The 19,410-nt window shown below is 32.1% G+C and carries 16 protein-coding genes; 5 read left to right on the forward strand and 11 right to left on the reverse strand.

Features of this window, described 5'->3' with window-relative positions; translation table 11 throughout:
* Positions 1-38: 38 nt before the first annotated feature.
* Both M4I23_RS15770 and M4I23_RS15775 read right to left on the reverse strand, forming a co-directional pair.
* Entirely contained in the window at positions 39-416 is a 378-nt protein-coding gene (locus M4I23_RS15770; protein ID WP_249755056.1) for a DUF983 domain-containing protein, read from the reverse strand.
* A gap of 22 nt (positions 417-438) precedes the next feature.
* Complete coding sequence (locus M4I23_RS15775; protein ID WP_158847864.1) at positions 439-2,052, reverse strand: NAD-dependent malic enzyme; 1,614 nt, start codon at positions 2,050-2,052, stop codon at positions 439-441.
* Between the two features lie 207 nt (positions 2,053-2,259).
* On the opposite strand from M4I23_RS15775, the gene M4I23_RS15780 reads away from it, so the two are divergent.
* Entirely contained in the window at positions 2,260-2,964 is a 705-nt protein-coding gene (locus M4I23_RS15780; RefSeq protein WP_158847862.1) for a Crp/Fnr family transcriptional regulator, read from the forward strand.
* A 167-nt stretch (positions 2,965-3,131) separates the two neighbouring features.
* Here M4I23_RS15780 and acs read toward each other — a convergent pair whose 3' ends face one another.
* The 9 genes from acs to M4I23_RS15830 form a co-directional block, all read right to left on the reverse strand.
* Positions 3,132-5,039: an acetate--CoA ligase gene (gene acs, locus M4I23_RS15785; RefSeq protein ID WP_249755057.1), complete on the reverse strand. Its 1,908-nt coding sequence runs from the start codon at positions 5,037-5,039 to the stop codon at positions 3,132-3,134.
* Between the two features lie 14 nt (positions 5,040-5,053).
* Positions 5,054-6,949: an acetate--CoA ligase gene (locus M4I23_RS15790; RefSeq protein WP_249755058.1), complete on the reverse strand. Its 1,896-nt coding sequence runs from the start codon at positions 6,947-6,949 to the stop codon at positions 5,054-5,056.
* A 3-nt stretch (positions 6,950-6,952) separates the two neighbouring features.
* Entirely contained in the window at positions 6,953-7,171 is a 219-nt protein-coding gene (locus M4I23_RS15795) for a hypothetical protein (RefSeq protein ID WP_158847855.1), read from the reverse strand.
* A 72-nt stretch (positions 7,172-7,243) separates the two neighbouring features.
* Positions 7,244-7,609 carry a response regulator transcription factor gene (locus tag M4I23_RS15800; protein WP_158847853.1) on the reverse strand — a complete coding sequence of 122 codons (366 nt, stop codon included), beginning with the start codon at positions 7,607-7,609 and terminating at the stop codon, positions 7,244-7,246.
* Between the two features lie 16 nt (positions 7,610-7,625).
* A complete protein-coding gene (locus tag M4I23_RS15805) occupies positions 7,626-10,316 on the reverse strand; it encodes a sensor histidine kinase (protein WP_249755059.1) in 2,691 nt (896 codons plus the stop codon).
* A gap of 326 nt (positions 10,317-10,642) precedes the next feature.
* Positions 10,643-12,409: a sodium:solute symporter family protein gene (locus tag M4I23_RS15815; protein WP_158847849.1), complete on the reverse strand. Its 1,767-nt coding sequence runs from the start codon at positions 12,407-12,409 to the stop codon at positions 10,643-10,645.
* Positions 12,410-12,438: 29 nt separating this feature from the next.
* Positions 12,439-12,699, reverse strand: a complete 261-nt coding sequence (locus M4I23_RS15820; RefSeq protein ID WP_158847847.1) for a DUF4212 domain-containing protein — start codon at positions 12,697-12,699, stop codon at positions 12,439-12,441.
* A gap of 12 nt (positions 12,700-12,711) precedes the next feature.
* The gene (locus tag M4I23_RS15825) at positions 12,712-13,962 is read right to left on the reverse strand and encodes a hypothetical protein (RefSeq protein ID WP_249755060.1); all 1,251 of its coding nucleotides are present in this window, start codon (positions 13,960-13,962) and stop codon (positions 12,712-12,714) included.
* A 107-nt stretch (positions 13,963-14,069) separates the two neighbouring features.
* The gene (locus tag M4I23_RS15830; protein WP_158847843.1) at positions 14,070-14,489 is read right to left on the reverse strand and encodes a helix-turn-helix domain-containing protein; all 420 of its coding nucleotides are present in this window, start codon (positions 14,487-14,489) and stop codon (positions 14,070-14,072) included.
* Positions 14,490-14,589: 100 nt separating this feature from the next.
* On the opposite strand from M4I23_RS15830, the gene M4I23_RS19970 reads away from it, so the two are divergent.
* The 4 genes from M4I23_RS19970 (at position 14,590) to M4I23_RS15850 (ending at position 19,381) form a co-directional block, all read left to right on the forward strand.
* On the forward strand, positions 14,590-16,506 hold the full coding sequence (locus M4I23_RS19970) for a DUF294 nucleotidyltransferase-like domain-containing protein (RefSeq protein WP_249755061.1): 1,917 nt from the start codon (positions 14,590-14,592) through the stop codon (positions 16,504-16,506).
* A 361-nt stretch (positions 16,507-16,867) separates the two neighbouring features.
* Positions 16,868-17,452, forward strand: coding sequence for a CDP-alcohol phosphatidyltransferase family protein (locus M4I23_RS15840; RefSeq protein WP_249755062.1), 585 nt, complete (start codon positions 16,868-16,870; stop codon positions 17,450-17,452).
* A 19-nt stretch (positions 17,453-17,471) separates the two neighbouring features.
* Positions 17,472-18,692 carry a metallophosphoesterase gene (locus M4I23_RS15845; RefSeq protein WP_249755063.1) on the forward strand — a complete coding sequence of 407 codons (1,221 nt, stop codon included), beginning with the start codon at positions 17,472-17,474 and terminating at the stop codon, positions 18,690-18,692.
* Between the two features lie 182 nt (positions 18,693-18,874).
* On the forward strand, positions 18,875-19,381 hold the full coding sequence (locus tag M4I23_RS15850; RefSeq protein WP_249755064.1) for a nicotinate-nucleotide adenylyltransferase: 507 nt from the start codon (positions 18,875-18,877) through the stop codon (positions 19,379-19,381).
* The last annotated feature ends 29 nt before the right edge of the window (positions 19,382-19,410 follow it).

A 19,410-nucleotide genomic window follows, 5' to 3' on the forward strand; every position in this document is an offset into this window, starting at 1 on the left:
TACTAATTAAATATTGATTTTTAACCTGTTATTATTTCTTAATAATTTGCATTATAATCAATAGTTATATTCAACAAAACAGCTCTCGCAACACGCATTAACGGTATCTGTAGCATTAAACTTAAGACTATAATAAATGGATAAATAATTTTGAAAAACCCACTAATATTATCCAATGAATACCCCAATACAATTAAAGGGACAAAAATGATAAGCACGATAGGATAACTAATCCATAAAGCCGCTGTATAAAACCCTGGTTCCAACTTAAAATCTTGCTTACAATGCGGACATTTATCAGGCATTTCTAAGATTCTTGAAAACACAAAAAGTCCTGGATTATTGAATAAATTTCCGATTTGACAACGTGGACATTTTAGTTTTAAGACACTGTATCGTTTTGTTCCTTTTTGCATAAAATAATAAAACAAATAGTCTTTAATAATAAGGGTTATACATATAATCGGAAATAGTTTGCTTTAAATTTTTTGGTCTTTCTATTCTGGTAATACCCAATTCAAATGCTTTTTCAGCGACAGATAAAGCAATCTCCAATGAAATGCTCTGGATTTCATTTAATTTAGGATATATGGCACCTTCAACTATGTTTTTATCGCTTACCATTTCAGAAAGCGTTTTAGCTGCAGTTAGGAATATTTCGTCTGGAATTATTGTCGCTTTTGCAACAATAACCCCTAATCCTATTCCTGGAAAAATATAAGCATTGTTTCCTTGTCCGGGACGATATTCCTTTCCATTAAGTTTAACCTTATCAAAAGGACTACCGCTTGCAAAAACAGCCTTCCCCTTACTCCACAAATAAGCTTGCTCTGCTGTACACTCCGCCTTTGATGTTGGGTTAGACAAAGCAAAAATTATAGGACGTTCATTAATGTCACTCATAGCCTCAATCACCTCTTTTGAAAAAGCTCCAAAGGCTCCAGTGGCACCAATTATTGCATGTGGTTTAATTGTGTTAATCGATTCGATAAAATTTAATTGATTATGATTGTGGGCATAGGGTAAATTATGTGGCATTAAATCTGTTCTTCCAGAGACAACTAATCCATTTATATCAACAAACCATAAGCGCTCCAAGGCTTCTTGTTTGGTTAATCCTTCTTTTACTAATGCCAAAACCAACAAATCGGCTATTCCTGTTGCTGCAGAGCCGGCACCTAAAAACATAATTTTTAAATCTGAAAATAGAATATCTGTAATCCGTGTGGTTGCATACAAACCTGCCAAAGCAACAGCTGCGGTACCCTGAATATCGTCATTAAAACATAATGTTTTATCTTTATAAATATTCAATAAAGCATAAGCATTAGGCGTTAAAAAATCTTCAAATTGTATTAAAGCATCTGGATATTTTTCTTGAACAGCCATTACAAATTCATTAACCAACTCTAAATATGCCTCGCCTTCAATTCGTTCTTTGGGATACCCCAAATACATTATATCTTCTCGTATTTCTTTATTATTCGTACCTACATCTAGCATTACTGGCAAGCATTGATTAGGGTGTATTCCGGCGCATGCCGTATACAATGCTAACTTGCCTATAGGTATTCCCATACCGTTTGCCCCTAAATCCCCTAAACCCAAGATTCGCTGTCCATCGGTTATCACAATAACTCGTATATCCTTTTCTGGCCAATTTTCAAGAATTTTTAGCATTTCCCCCTTATCATCAGGTGTTATATAAAAACCTTTAGCTCGTCTAAAAATATGAGAAAATTTTGTACAAGCTTCACCAACTGTAGGTGTATAAATTATAGGCATAATTTCTTCTATATATTCACTGGCTATTCTATAATAGAGCTTTTCATTTCTGTCTTGAAGCGCAGAAAGCATAATATATCGTTCAATATCCGAATCTTTCCGGCGCAAGCCCTCTATCACACGCTTCACTTGAACGCTTTGATTTACAATAGAATACGGAAGCAAACCTCGCAATCCTAATTGTTCCCTTTCGTTTTTTGAGAAAGCCAACGATTTACTTATTGTACCATCATATAAAACCTCAAAACCTTTTTTATTAGTAACCATTATATAAATTATATTGTCGTTACGCATTAGTAACGATTGCTTGTAGAAATCCAGAACATCTAAGAAGGACTGCTCCCTCTATTAATAAAACTAATTATGTATTCATAATACATATTAAGTTAAATCGACCACAAAAATACAACAAAAGTTATTTCAAAACCCAACAAATGTTATGTTTTTATATGTTATTTGTCATATATTTGACTGATGAAAAACTTCTATTCACAATTTGATTTTCAAAGTAAGCTCCTTTTTGAAGCATTAACTTCTAATGAAAAAAAATTAGTTCTCGAAACTATGGAACCGTTAATAATAAAGAAGGGAAGTCTTTTGTTTTATGAAGAAGGTGTTCCTACAGGAATCTTTCAAATTAATAAAGGGAAAGCAAAAAAGTTTAAACGCGGTTTTTCGGGAACAGAACAAATTTTTTACATCTATACGCCTGGCGATGTTTTAGGATATCATGCTTTATTTGGTGAAGAACGCTATCAAGATTCTTGTGAGGCATTGGAAGATTTGGAAGTAAACTTTATACCCAAAGATGTTTTTTTTCAACTTTTAAAGGAAATACCTGCTTTACAACAAACTTTTATAAAAAATATAGGTCATGAATTTGGTGTTCTTGCTAATATTATTGCTGTATTAGCACAAAAAAATCTAAATGCACGCTTGGCTATTAATTTGCTTATTCTTGATAATCGATTTCAAAAACAAGACGAAAGAAGTGGTATTGATTTAACACGAGAAGATTTGGCTAATATTATTGGCACTTCTCCCGAAAGTTTGGGAAGAAGCCTTAAACAGTTTAAAGATGAAGGAATTATTGAAATACATAAAAAAATTATTTATATAAAAAACAAAGAACATATACTGCAATTATTAAATATTGATTTTGAGCTTTTAAAGGCTTGAACATGTTAGTCACTTCTCACCTACATAAAAATTGATCTATTCAACGAGTCTTTTTATTCTCCAAGCTAGTTTCCCCATTAATAAAAGAGTTAAAAAAAAGCGTTGATAAGATATCTTACCAACGCTTTTAATAAAAATTAACTTTATTTCTATTTAAAATTAATTATTTACAAAACGTTATCCATGATATTTTGAACACATTCAGGGTTTAATAACGTACTAGTATCTCCTAGATTACTGGTGTCATTACTTGCTATTTTTCTAAGAATACGACGCATAATTTTTCCAGAACGCGTTTTCGGTAGTTCATTTGTAAATTGAATTTTATTTAGCTTAGCAATTGGGCCTATTTGTTCGGTAATAATTTGATTGATTTCTTTTCTTAAATTATCATGGTTTCTTCCTTCTCCTGTTTCTTTTAAAATTACATAACCATACAATGCATTTCCTTTTACATCGTGTGGAAAGCCAACTATTGCACTTTCAGAAACCGCTGGATGTTCATTTATAGCATCTTCTATTGGTGCAGTTCCTAGATTATGACCAGATACAATAATAACATCATCCACTCTACCTGTAATTCTGTAATAACCAACCTCATCTCGAAGTGCGCCATCGCCTGTAAAATACATGTTTTCATAAGCTGAAAAATAAGTATCTTTATAACGTTGATGGTTTCCCCAAATAGTTCTAGCCATACTTGGCCAAGGGAATTTTACACATAAACGACCATCGGCTTGATTGCCTTTTATTTCTTTACCATTTTCATCCATTAATACGGGCTGAACACCAATAAACGGTAGTGTTGCATACGTTGGTTTTGTGGGTGTACAAAAAGGAATAGGCGTTATCATAATACCTCCTGTTTCGGTTTGCCACCACGTATCTACAATTGGTGATTTTTTCTTACCAATATTATCATCATACCAGTGCCAAGCCTCTTCGTTAATTGGCTCTCCAACAGTTCCTAAAACTTTTAAGGATGATAAATCGAACTTTTCAACGTGCTCTACGCCTTCTTTGGCTAACGCTCTAATCGCCGTAGGTGCAGTGTAAAATTGTGTAATTTTATGCTTTTCTACAATCTCCCAAAAACGACCATAATCTGGATAGCTCGGTACGCCCTCAAACATAACGGTTGTTGCTCCATTTGCTAACGGACCATAAACAATATAACTATGTCCTGTTATCCATCCAATATCTGCCGTACACCAATAGATATCATTTTCTTTATATTGAAAAACATTCTTAAAAGTATAGGCACTATAAACCATATAGCCTCCCGTTGTATGCACCATTCCTTTTGGCATACCTGTAGAACCAGAAGTATATAGTATAAACAAAGGATCTTCAGCATCCATAACAGTGGCAGCAAGTTCGTCTGAAGCTTCATCTAATAAAGGTTGAAGCCATTCATCACGTCCTTCTTTCATATAAATATCTGTATTGATACGCTTTACCACTAAAACAGATTCTACACATTTACAATCGTTTAATGCGTCATCTACAATCACTTTTAAATCGATCGTTTTTGCACCACGATATGAACCATCTGAAGTAATGACCATCTTGCAATCACTATCATTAATTCTAGTTGATAAGGCTATAGATGAAAAACCCGCAAATACAACAGAATGTATTGCTCCAATTCGAGCACAAGCTAATACGGAAATTGCTAATTCTGGAATCATAGGCAGATAAATACAGACGCGATCTCCTTTTTTAACTCCTTTAGCTTTCAATACATTTGCAAACTTATTTACACGATGATATAAGTCTTGATAAGTAATGTGCTGTGCTGCTTCTTTGGGATCATTTGGTTCAAATAATATAGCTGTTTTATCGCCTCTTGTAGACAAATGCCTATCAATGCAATTTTCCGTAATATTTAATTTTGCACCTTCAAACCATTTGATTTCTGGTTTTTTAAAATCCCAACTTAATACATTATCCCATTTCTTTCGCCATAGAAAATGCTCTTCAGCTATTTCTTCCCAAAAAGCTTCGGGATTACGAACAGACTTTCTATATACTTGATAATATTCTTCTAAATGTTTTATGTGATAATTACTCATTATTAATTAGCTTTTTATTTATGAATCCCGATATTATGGGCTTGATATATTAATTTTATTTCTTCTATTATGTTAACATCATCAATGGTTGATGGTGTATTATACTGATGTTCATCTGCTATATTTCTCAATAATTTCCTTAAAATTTTGCCCGAACGTGTTTTTGGTAATCGCTTAACAACTAGCACATCTTTAAAGGATGCAACAGCTCCTATTTCACGTCTTACATCTTGTACTATTTCTTTTTGAATCTTATTATCTTCAGAAATTTCATCAGATTTTAAAACAACCAATCCTAATGGTTTTTGTCCTTTTATTTCACAGTGAACTCCAAAAACAGCACATTCTGCAACTGCTTTGTGTGAGGCTACAATTTCTTCCATTTCGGCAGTAGATAATCTGTGTCCAGCTACATTTATAATATCGTCTACACGACCAGTGATAAAAACATAACCATCCTCATCTTTATACCCACCATCTCCAGAAAAATAATAACCTAGAAAACGATCTAGATAACCCGCTTTAAAACGCTCTGGATTCCCCCAAAGATTACTTAACATTCCCGGTGGTAATGGTAATTTTACTGCAACAAACCCTTCTACTCCAGCTTCTACTTCTTTTCCTTCTTTATTTACAATTTGTATATCATAACCACAAACAGGAAAGCTTGCAGACCCAGGTTTTATAGGTTGTAATTCTACACCAACCATATTAGCCAACATGGGCCAACCACTTTCAGTTTGCCACCAATGATCTATAACGGGTACTTTTAATTTTTCTTCTGTCCAAGTTAAAGTTGCCACATCACACCGTTCTCCCGCTAAAAACTGATATTTTAAACAAGACATATCAAATTGCTCTAGCAACTCTCCATTTGGATCTTCTTTTTTTATAGCTCTAATCGCTGTTGGAGCCGTAAACATTACTTTTACATTATGCTCACTAATAACACGCCAAAAAGTTGAAGCATCTGGTGTTCTTATAGGTTTGCCTTCAAATAAAATGGTTGTATTTCTATTTATCAAAGGTCCATATACAATATAACTATGCCCAACAACCCAACCTACATCACTAGCTGCCCAAAAGGTATCTCCTTCATCTAGACCATAAATATATTTCATAGAGAATTTTAATGCCGTGGCATAACCACCTGTGTCTCTAATAATTCCTTTCGGTGTTCCTGTAGTTCCGGAGGTATATAATATATAAGAAGGGTGTGTAGATTCTACAAAAACAGCTTCAATTGATGGAGATTTTTCTACTAAGGTTGCGTAATCTACATCGTAATCTTTCTTCGGAATCTCAACATCTAATTCTCTATCGAATACAATAACATGTTCTGGTTTATTTTCGGCCTTATCAATTGCTTCATCTACAAAAGGTTTGTAAGGAATAATACGTTTTATTTCTATTCCGTTAGAAGCCGTTATAATGGCTTTAGGTTTACAATCATCTATTCTAATAGCAAGTTCGTGCGGTGCAAAACCACCAAACACCACTGAATGAATAACACCAATTCTAACACAAGCCAACATAGCATACAATGCCTGCGGAATCATTGGCATATAAATAATGCAAGTATCTCCTTTTTTAAGTCCTAAATTTTGCAATCCACCAGCAAGCTTTGAAACTTCTTGGTGTAATTGATTGAAAGTAATATGTTGCTTAGTATTTGTAACTGGAGAGTCAAAAATAATTGCATTTTGAGTACCAAAACCATCTTTAATATGCTTGTCTATGCACAAATAACTTAAATTAAGTTGTCCATCTTCAAACCATTGATTATGATCGTATTTATCTTTAGATAGAATTGTTTTTGGCGCTTTAAACCAATCCAATTTATTAGCGTGTTTAGTCCAAAATTGTTCTGGATACTGAATGCTTTCTTGGTAAAATTCTTGATAATACATAACTTACTTTTTATTAGAATTAAGTAAGCCAAACCAATTAGGATTAAGCACATTAAGCTTGATGAGTACCCAAATAATAACCACAAAACAAATACCCATAACTATAGATAGCACAGGACTTACATTTGTAATATTTTCGTATTTGAACCTTAAAAATAGCGTAGCAATAGCATAGATACTAATTATAATATCTGAGGCTAATGGAGTGATGCGAAATTTCATGTCTTTAAACTTTAATTAAACTTAGTTTGTTTGCACACAAAACCAATTTTAAAAAAAGACTTTAAAAGACTTTTATTCTAAAAGCTCCAGTATTTCTGAAACTATTTTTTTTACTGAGAAAGGTTTAGTTAAATATTTATCAGCTCCAAGATTTAACCCTTTCTCAATATCTGAAGCTTTATTTTTGGCAGTTAAAAACACCACTTTGGTATCTTTTAAATTGCTCGTATTTTTTATATGTGTTAACGTTTGATATCCATCTACATTTGGCATCATAACATCTAGCAAAATAACATTAGGAATCTCATGTTTTAATATCTCTAAAGCCTCACTTCCATCTCTTGCAATAAACACTTCAAAGCCTTGTTTTTTGAAAGTGTATTCTAACGACATTACAATATTTGGCTCATCGTCAACAATTAAAATTTTCTTCTTCATACTTTAAGTCAACAATTTACTTAAAAGGGATGGTAAAAACAAGCATTGCTCCATTTTTTACATCTTTTTTTGCCCAAATTTTTCCTTTGTGTTTTTCAACAATTTGCTTAGTAATCGCTAAGCCTAACCCGCTTCCTTGCGGTTTTCTTGTATTTTGATCTTTAGATTGATAAAATTTGTCGAAAATAAAATCGTGATCTTCCTTCGGAATCCCTTTACCATTATCGGTTACAGAGATTTCAACTAACTCATTTCCTAATCTATAATCTATTTCTATCTTCCCTACTTTAGGCGGACAAAACTTTATGGCATTAGATAGCAAATTGGTTAATACTTGAAGTATCCGATCTTCATCATAACTTGTCATAAAAGCATGTAAATTACTATTAATAATTTGCACTTCTTTTTTTGCTGCAATTTGTGAGATACTACCAATAGCTTTTGCAATCGTTTTTTGAATGTCTTGATATTGTAAATCTAAATTTAATCGCCCTGTTTCTAATTTTTCAAAATCTAGAATATTATGTATTAACCGCCCTAAACGCTCAGAATCTTGAAGAATATTTTTTAAGAACTGCGCCTTTATTTCCTGTGGCATATCATCATCTTCATCCATAAGCAACTCCGTAGCTGCACGAATACCAGTAATTGGTGTTTTAAGCTCGTGCGCAACCGTATCTAAAAACTCATCTTTTTGTTTGTCTTTACTTATTAATTCTTCATTTGCTTCTTTTAATTTTGAAGACAATTGAGAAAGCTCATTTGACTTATCTAGCAAAACTTTATTACTAACAATGTTTTCTTTAGATTCTTCCAAGATCTTCAAAACTTCCACTAAACTAATCTGCTCCTCTTTAACCACACTTGCTATTAATATTTTGGCTGAAGCCGAACCAATACTACCTGTTAAAAGTTTTTCAGAAAAATTAATTAAACGTGCATCTGCCAATTGCGTATCTTGAGGTAGTTTATACTTGGTAAAGAAAATAGCCAAAGCACGTGTCGCTCTTTTTTCACCTAAAAACCGAACCAAAACATTTTTAATATCCTGCACGTAAGCTTCACCTTTCCAGACCAAAGCACTATCTTGAAGTGATGAAAAATTATTACTATCTACAAACATTTCTGCATAGTTACGTTCTCTATAGTTCCCTTTTGCAATTAGCGAAAACACTAAATAACTCATAAGATTAAATGTTATACTCCAAAAGAAAGCATGCGCTGGCGGACTTAAAAAATCGATTCCAAACAAAGCGTAAGGTTTTAATGCTGTAATACCCAATAAACCATGATGTATAAAACCGCTTGTACCAGTATAAGCTTGAAATGTAAATGGCAGAACCAAGGTGTAAACCGCAATACAGAAACCTACAATTATACCCAGAATAGCAGCTTTTGATGAACCACGATTCCAGTATAAACCAATAAAAAATGAAGGTGCTAATTGAGAAATAATTACAAAAGAAATTAAACCTATTGAGTACAATGATAACTCACGTGAAAATGACACATAGAAAAAATATGCAGCAATTATAATTGTAAAAATTGAAATACGACGAATATTCTTTATGTATTTAGAATTTCGTTCCGGTTGGTTTTTTATAAACTTATCTAAAAAACCATAAGGAATAATTAAATTGTTACTTACCATGGTTGACAAAGCAACGGTTGACACAACCACCATAGAAATAACAGCAGAAAACCCACCGAGAAAAACGAGGACCGCTAAAAAATAATTATCATTTTCTAAAGGCAACAACAATGTATAATATTCAGCATTTGAATCTGAACCAAATGTGAGCTTTCCTGCCCAAGCAATAAAAATAACAAATACGTTAAATAACAATAAGTATAACGGAAATAACCAAATCGCTTTTTTTAGATGCTTCTCTCTATTATTTTCTAAAACTGAAACTTGAAACTGTCTTGGTAATAAAAAAATAGACATAAAAGATAATGCAATTAGAAAAAACCAATTAAAGCCATCTTCTACTCCGCCTAATGTTGTAAGCTCTTTAAAATTTTCGGTTATTGAAATTTGATTATAAATATCGGATGTACCATCAAATAAATAAAATGTGATATACACTCCAATGATTAAAAAGAAAACGAGTTTTAAAACCGATTCGAAAGCAACAGATGCGATAATTCCTTTATGTTTTTCTGAAGCATCTGTGTTTTGTGTTCCAAAGAAAGCTGCAAAAACGGCAAGTAATAAAGCAACATAAAATGTAGAATCACCTAAAATAGTTGATGAAACATAACTACTTTTATTGGCCATGATTTCGAAAGTTTCTGAAACAGCCTTTAGTTGTAATGAAATATAAGGCAGCGTTCCAAATAGACAGGTTAAAGTTACTAAAGCTCCTAAAAACCTATTATTTCCGTAGCGAAGTGAAATAAAATCGGCTATTGATGAAATTTTATGTTGTTTAGAAATCCTAATAATTTTTCTGAGCACTATTATCCACAAAGGTGCTGCTATAACTGGCCCTAAATAAATGGGTAAAAAATTAATTCCGGAATTAGCTGCAATACCGATACTTCCATAATAAGTCCAAGCAGAGCAATAAACAGCTAAAGATAATGTATATACATAAGGGTTATTAACCCATTTGCTTCTTCGTTTTTTTTCAGCAAGAAAAGCAACGAAAAACAATACTGCTAAATAAATAATTATTATGGTGATTATCGCGTAATTACTCATAATGACGTTTTAGTACGATATATGAAATAATAATTGAGATTAACCAAATAGAAAATATTGAAAAATACAGGGTTGGAATACCCCAAATGGCACCTTCAAAATTAAAAATTAAGATGAAAGGTATATTGAAAATTAAGAACAAAGCTATAGATAATACAACTAGCTTTTGTTCATGACGTTTTTTCATTTGGTTTGTTTTTTTTATTTCCGAGAAATCGAAAACAATAAAATATCTACTAATATAAGAAATCAGCATTACAAAATTGTAATGCTGATTTACTATAACTAATAAATTAAAATTAATTAATTTAAATAAGAACCATAATCTAATGATCTGAAGCTTCACCTGCTCCAGAAGGTATTCTTATACTCTCTACCATGTCTTGAACATTTTGAGGTGGAGCTGGTGTTAATCTAGAAACTACCAATGAAATTACAATATTTACAGTCATTGCTATAGTACCAAATCCTTCGGGAGATGTCCCGAACCACCAATCTTCACTTGTACCACCGCCAAACATATCTAGTTTAAACTTCATCATGTAGAACAGCATTAATACAATACCTACTACCATGCCTGAAATAGCACCTTGACTATTCATTCGCTTATCAAAAATCCCTAAAATAATGGCAGGAAAAAAGGAAGCGGCTGCAAGCCCAAACGCCAGGGCGACGACTGCTGCTACAAATCCTGGTGGATTAACACCAAAGTAACCAGCAATTAAGATTGCTACAAAAATTGAGATTCTTGCCGCTGTTAATTCTGCTTTATCAGAAATATCTGGTTTTAATTGTTTTTTAATTAAATCGTGAGAAATAGATGTAGAAATCACTAAAAGCAATCCTGCTGCAGTAGATAATGCTGCCGCAAGTCCACCTGCTGCAACTAAAGCGATCACCCAATTTGGAAGATTTGCAATTTCTGGATTAGCCAACACCATAATATCTCTATCTACATATAATTCGTTTTTCGCTTCACTTGCGTTAGAAACCATACGTTCTCCGTGTAAACCTCTAGCCTCTGTATACACTGGTTTTTTACCATCTAAAGAATTACCAGCTACATACTGGATTTTTCCATCACCATTTTTATCAGACCAAGCAATTAAGCCCGTATTCTCCCAGTTTTTAAACCATACTGGTATTTCAGAATATTCTTTATTACTTACTGTTTCTATTAAATTCGTTCTAGAAAATACCGCAATTGCAGGTGCTGTTGTATATAAAATAGCTATTAAGAATAATGCATAACCTGCAGATTTACGTGCATCTTTTACTTTAGGTACTGTAAAGAAACGCACAATAACGTGAGGTAAACCAGCAGTTCCTGTCATTAATGCTAAAGTAATTGCAAAAACATCCCAAGTGGATTTTGTTCCGCTTGTGTATTCATGAAAACCAAGCTCTGTATGCAATAAGTCTAACTTATCTAGTAAAAAGGCTCCGCCTTCTACTTTGCCTCCCATTCCTATTTGGGGAATAATGTTTCCTGTCATTTGCATAGAGATGAAAAAGGCTGGTACCATAAAAGCAAAAATTAACACACAATATTGTGCTACTTGCGTATATGTTATTCCTTTCATTCCTCCTAAAAGAGCGAAGGTTAAAACAACCGTCATCCCAATGACTACGCCGAGATTAATATCTACTTGTAAGAATTGCGAAAATACAATACCTACACCACGCATTTGTCCCGCAACGTAAGTAAATGAAACTATTAATGCGCAAATTACTGCTACTGTTCTTGCTGTGTTTGAGTAATATCGATCTCCAATAAAATCTGGCACAGTAAATTTCCCAAACTTACGTAAGTAAGGCGCTAGCAGCAATGCTAAAAGCACATATCCACCTGTCCAGCCCATTAGGTATACAGAGCCATCATAACCCGAAAAGGAAATAATTCCTGCCATACTAATAAAGGAGGCCGCACTCATCCAATCGGCTGCAGTTGCCATACCATTTGCCAAAGGAGAAACGCCTCCACCAGCGACATAAAATTCTTTTGTTGAGCCTGCTCTAGCCCAAATTGCTATTCCAAAATATAAGGCGAAAGTAATCCCTACTAATAACCATGTCCAAAATTGTACACTCATAATTTTTATTGTTTTTGTTTAGTTAAGGTTTACTCGTCGTAACCGTATTTTTTATCTAATTTGTTCATTAATCTTACGTATACGAATATTAAAATCACGAATACATATATCGATCCTTGTTGGGCAAACCAAAAGCCTAGCTTAAAACCGCCAAGTCTAATTTGGTTTAATTCTTCTCTAAATAGAATTCCACATCCAAAGGACACGACAAACCATATAACAAGTAATATTGCTAAATACTTGATGTTTTCTTTCCAGTACGCCGATGCGTTGTCTTGTTTTTCACTCATAGTTGTTCGTTTTTATAGATATATCATTGCTTGAAGCGAAATCGTATTTGCATCTAAAGCACCAAATTTTTGATTTTTATATTCTAAAGTTAATTTCGAGTTGTGACCGCTCATAAAAGCATTAATTCCAATACCTAGTGTAGACCTATCATCACTTACAGCATCATAAGTATGCGTACCATAACTTACATAAGGCTGGTATCTTGTTTTGGTTTTTTCACCATTTAAAACATAACCCACATGTCCATAAACCATGCTTCCTGTTCCATAAGCACTATACAAATAATTCTTACCGTAATCGCTATTTTGATATACAGCGTATGCCGTAATTGCGCTTCCATCCTCACCTATTGGTGCATCGTAAAAAGCATCTACAGCAAATATGGATACATCTTCGCCTTCAAGATTTGACGATAGCGCGGTACCTGTATCAATTACAGATCCTTTTGGATGCAAGAAGAAACCTGCACCTACATTAAATACTTTTTTTCCACCTAAGTATGTTCCTACTTTGTAAGGTAAAAAGTTAGATTCTTGATATAAAAAATTATAATCGAAATAACCAGCGTATGTTTTACCTGCATCTTTAGATCCTAGATTTGCACGACCATTGTAAACAGCATCTCCACCTGCAACAGCAGTTCGAGCATCTAAAGATGATACTGAAGCATCGTTTATGGCAACACGATATTGTAGTTTATCAAATTTACCTTTTAAGAATACACCTAAATGACGCGCAAATTGATCTGATAAACCAATAGTTGCCCAAGATTGACGGTTGTTATCCAACGTCATCATATTAAGTGTGCTCTGATTATTTAATCTTGAAATACCATTAAAGTAATGTAAACCTCCGCCAACAGTGTGGTCTTTACCTAAGTTGTATTGTGCCCAAACGTCATGAAAAAATAGCTGAGAACCATCCCCTTTTCCTGTTGGACTTAATGTAGAACTTGTTAAACTGTTTAAACCAAAGTGTGTTACGATTAAAAAATCTTTATTAATTTGCGCAAACATTAAAATACGAGCTCTTCGTAAATTAAAATTCAACGGGCTATTTTCATTCCCGTTTCCATCAAAAGATTCTTCTAAACCATAATTAGCCTGTACTTGTGCCCAAGAAATAAGCCGAAGATATTTAGAACCATCTTCGTTAAATTTAAACTTAAGACCTCCGTTATAATCTGGAGAGCCTTGAGCATATAAACACTGAAAGGACGCAAGACATAGCCCAAACAGTAGTAATAGATTGTGTTTTTTCATTCTTTGGTAGTTTAGTTAGTGAATAATTGGTTTTGTGTGCACCGCTAAACTCTGAAAAACAATCTGTTAAATAATAATTAATATATTTATTTGCTAAATAGATATACTTAATCTTTAAAACGCTCCCATTTTATAAGCATAAACTTATCCCCCAACTCGGTAACAACAACACCTGCTCCTTTAATATTCTCAGCGTTAGCAAAGTATTTACCTAGCTCAAGAGCATTTAATATCTTATATGTTGGATGGTAATTAGAATTATAAGGACGTTTAATATTATACTTCTTAACCCAGTTCATTATACTAACATGAGAAATACCTAAAATACGCTCAATCTCCCGATAGGTCAACCCTTCTAGATACAACTGAAGAGACTTGTTAACATAATAATCATCTATCTTCTTCCCTATCTTATTTACAGTAAAAAAATAGCCGCATTCCTTACACTTATAACGCTGCCTATCATTTACAATTCCACTCTTTATATTTCTATCTGAACCGCAATTTGGGCATAGTTTAATTTTCATATATACTAATTTAGCATAAATATATCAATTTAGCAACATATTATTTAATAGACTCTTAAATATTTCACTATATTAAGTGTTAATTAATAATAGAAAAACCGTGAGCACTAACAATTCGCAGAGAATTTATGATTTCTTAAAAGCGTATCCTCCGTTTGATATTCTTGAAAAAAATCAATTAAAACTAATTACATCAAAAATTAGAACACTCCATTTAAAACCTAACCAACTCGTGTTTTCTCAGAAAGAAACGCCGCATGAGTATTTTTATGTTGTAGTTCAAGGCGCTATAGAATTACGTGCAAAAATGGAAGAAAGCTCTATTTTATTAGATATTTGCGACGAAGGCGATGTCTTTGGATTACGCCCTTTAATTCAAAAAGACAACTATTTAATGAGTGCAAATGCAAAAGAAGAATCTATTATTTATGGTATTCCTATAGCGACATTTAAAGATATCATTAAAGAAAACAACAAAGTCTATAATTTTATAATTGCAAGTTTCACAACCAATATTAAAGACCTTTATTCTAAAAACGAACCAAGCGAGTTATTTGCAAATGAAGATATTATCAAAAAAAGCAATTTGTTTTTTGATAGTCAACTTGCAACTTACAGTACTAATCCCATTACCTGTAAAAAAGGTGCTTCAATAAAAGAAAGTGCTCAATCTATGAGTGAGCATCAAGTAGGCTCCATTGTGATTGAAAAAAACAATAAACCAATAGGCATTATAACAAATAAGGATTTACGATCTAAAATTGCTACTGGACTTGTTTCTATTGAAGAAAATGTAACACAAATAATGTCCTCTCCGGTTATTACAGTTTCAGACGATATAACAGTAGCCGAAGCTCAAATAATCATGTTAAAATATAATATCTCACATTTATGTATTACCACTAAAGGCGATACTAATTCTGACTTAAAAGGAATATTATCTGAGCGTGATATACTTATTTTAAGAGGAAACAATCCTTCTGCTTTTATAAAAAACATTAAACGAGCAAAAGATATTGAAGCTTTAACACTTATTCGTGAAAAAACAAGCACGCTTTTAGCTCAATATCTTGAGCAAAAAACACCGATAATTTTTATTTCAAAAATAATATCTGAAATTAATAAATCTATTACAAACAAAATAATTGAATTTTCTTTAAATGAAATGCCCTATACGCCTCCTGTAAAATTTGCTTGGTTATCACTAGGTAGCCAGGGTAGAAATGAACAATTACTATTAACAGACCAGGATAACGCTTTGGTTTTTGAAGATGTAAATGAAGAATTGCATAAAACAATAAAAGCCTATTTCTTAGAACTTGCTAAAAAGGTAACAGAAAAATTAAACAAAGTAGGATTTGAATACTGCCCAGCAGATATGATGGCCAGTAACCCTAAATGGTGCCTATCTTTAAGCGAGTGGAAAAGTCAATTTAACCATTGGATACAAAAACCTTCTGAAAAGAGTATAATGATGTGTACTATTTTTTTTGATTTTAACTGTTTGAATGGAGAAGAAGATTTAGCAAAAGAAATATCAAAAAGTATTATTAAATCGATTAATTCTTTTGATATATTTTTAAATTATCTAGGACGAAATGCTATACTAAACCCACCTCCTATTGGATTTTTCAGACAATTAATTGTAGAATCTAATGGAGCACATAAAAATGAATTCGATTTAAAAGCAAGAGCTTTAATGCCTTTAATCGATGCGGCAAGATTATTAATACTTTCTCATCAAATTGAAAACAAGGTTAATACCATATCCCGTTATCAAACTTTAGCAGAATTAGAACCTCAAAATAAAGACCTATATGAGTCTTGTATCGATTCATTTAAAATTTTACAAAGGCATCGATCTGAACAAGGATTATTAAACAATGATTCTGGAAGATACTTAAGACTTCAAACCTTAAGTAAATCTGAAAAACTGCGTTTAAAAGGATGTTTTAAACCCATAAAAGATGTTCAAGGATTATTAACTACGCGATATAAATTATCTCAAATAATGTAATAAACGGTTCTTCTTTACATAACAAAACCAATAACGTTAAGGCTCTCTTTTAAAAGATTTCAAAAATTAATAAACCTAATACTGTAAAAGCCTGTCCTAATGATACAAAAACAGTAATATTGGTCATATTTTGCGCTTGATATATTTTATTAGCAAAAAGTACACTTCCCAAGAAAACCTAAGCATATTGAACGTCTCAAGAAATTAAAAATAGGGAAAGAGGTTTAGAATTAGCTTGTAAAAGCTTTGATATATAGCTCCTCGAAACTTTACGAATTCTTAACTAAAAAAAATAGCTTAATTGATAAAGCTCATGATTAATCCCACTTATATAATCTATTTTTATCGCAAAGAATGATATATGCTTACTTTTAAAAACTTCAATATTGCTGATTGGTTTTCATTTTATAGAATATTTGCTGCACCATTTTTATTGGCTTTAATTTGGTTTGATTTAAGATTGATTTTTACTTGGCTCATATTAATAAGTTACTCTACCGATGCTATTGATGGTTACTTAGCAAGGAAATTAAAAATTACAAGCCCAAGAGGGTCGCAACTCGATTCTTTTGGAGACCAAATAACACTTATAGTTGGTCTAACTGGGTTATTATATTTTGAAAATGATTTCATAAAAGAAAACCTAATTTTAATTCTTATCGCTTTTGTTCCTTACATTATTCAAATGCTGATAGCGTATTTTAAGTATGGTAAAGCCACTGCTTTTCATACGTATTTAGCGAAACTATCAGCCGTTTTTCAAAGTTTATTTATCCTATGGTCGCTATTTTTTACACCAGAATATATTTTATTCTTTATAATGATTGTTATTGGGCTATTAGAAACCTTTGAAGAAATCACTCTCATTTATATGTACGATAATTGGGCATCAGATGTAAAAGGAATTTATTGGGCTTTGAGAGACAAGCGCCGCTTAAAAAAGTAAAAACATAAACAAATACGCTATGCGCACTTATTCATTATTTACAATCTTGCTATTATGTTTAGCAATCTTGCTAATAGATATTGCAGCATTTTATTGGTTACAGTCTATTACCAAATTAATTCCATCAGTACTTTTAAAAACTATTATTAATATTTTATTTTGGTCATTTACTGTTGGTTTAATATCGGCAATTATTGTCCTAAAAATAAAATTAGATGATATTAACCCAAAACGTAAACAATTGCTAATTTCATCATTGTATGGACTTACGATTTCTTCTTTTATTCCTAAATTTTTATTTGTTATAATAATCTCTATTTTATTTTTCAGCAACTATATATTTTCAGAAAAAGAATCCTTAATTATTATTCCTCTTATTGGTTTATTCTCTGGATTTCTACCCTTTTATATTGTAATGTATTCCATATTTAAAGCGGTGTATCATTTTAAAATCCATCGTCATAAAATAGAGTTTAGTAATTTACCTAAATCGTTTGATGGTTTAAAAATTGTTCAAATATCCGATTTGCATTTGGGTAGTTTTAATTACCGCTATAAAGTTTTAGAGAAAGCGATTAAGCTAATAAATGATTTGCATCCAGACCTAATTTTTTTTACCGGAGATTTAGTTAATAATTATGCTTGGGAACTGGTTGGCTGGGATAAAGTGTTCAAAAAATTAATTGCTAAAAAAGGTAAATATGCCATTTTTGGAAATCATGATTATGGTGATTATAGCCAATGGAATTCTGATGAAGAAAAAGAAGAAAACTTAAATAAAATTAAAAAGTTTTATAAAAATATAGATTTCAAATTATTATTGAATACATCCGAAATCATTCAAATTAATCAAGATAAAATAGTCGTAATTGGTATCGAAAATTGGGGAAAACCTCCGTTTAAGCAATATGGCGATTTGCAAAAAGCCTTAAAAAACACTTCAGATATTGTATTTAAAATTTTACTTTCTCATGATCCTAACCATTGGAACGAAGAGGTTATAGATGCAACAGATATCACACTTACCCTTTCCGGACATACCCATGGTATGCAAGCTGCCATTAATTTTAAAAATAATTCGTGGAGTCCTATAAAATATAAGTACAAACATTGGGCTGGTTTATATCAACATAATAATCAGTCTTTATATGTTAATAGAGGCCTCGGTTGGCTTGGGTTTCCAGGTAGATTGGGAATGCGACCAGAAATAACTTTAATTAAATTAAAGCGCAAAGAATAACACTTTAATTCTATTATATCAATGGCTTTTTAATAAAAAAATAATTCTTACTATTCTAGTTTTTTTACTCTAGTGAGCAAAATAAAAACCTCCTCAATCGTCTTTATAACTGATGGTTATCATTTACTATCTTGATTTATATGGATAAATTTATTTCATATTAACTTTTAATACTTAAAGTCATGAATAAAATAATCCTAGGTTTATTAATATTGGGATTAACTCCCCAAATAAATGCCCAAGAGCCAACCTTAACGGTACAACTTCCCGAAGTTTATATTGTTCATAATTATAAATACTTGAGCAGCGCAAATTCAGAAGAAGCCGCCATTCCGGTTGAAAACCTGCAAATAAAAGTAAGTGATTTCAATATAAAAGATTTAGATGTCTATACTGATGAAAATGATCTATACGATGTATATTTTATTATTCCAGAAGGAAAAGTACTTGCTTCTTATAACGATAAGGGAATTCTATTGAGTACTGCAGAAAGATATACTGATACAGAATTACCTAGTCTCGTTGTAAAAGCGATTAATAACAGGTTTCCTAATTGGTCTGTAACAAAAAACGTGTATTTAGTTAATTATCACGAATCTAGTAAGACAAAAAAACTATACAAAATCACACTTGAAAATGGTAATCGACGAATTAGAGTTAAAGTTGACGAAATGGGGCTTTTTCAATAGGATTTGAATATTTTATAAAGTCTAAAAAT

Source organism: Algibacter sp. L4_22 (assembly GCF_023473045.1).
GTDB lineage: Bacteria > Bacteroidota > Bacteroidia > Flavobacteriales > Flavobacteriaceae > Algibacter.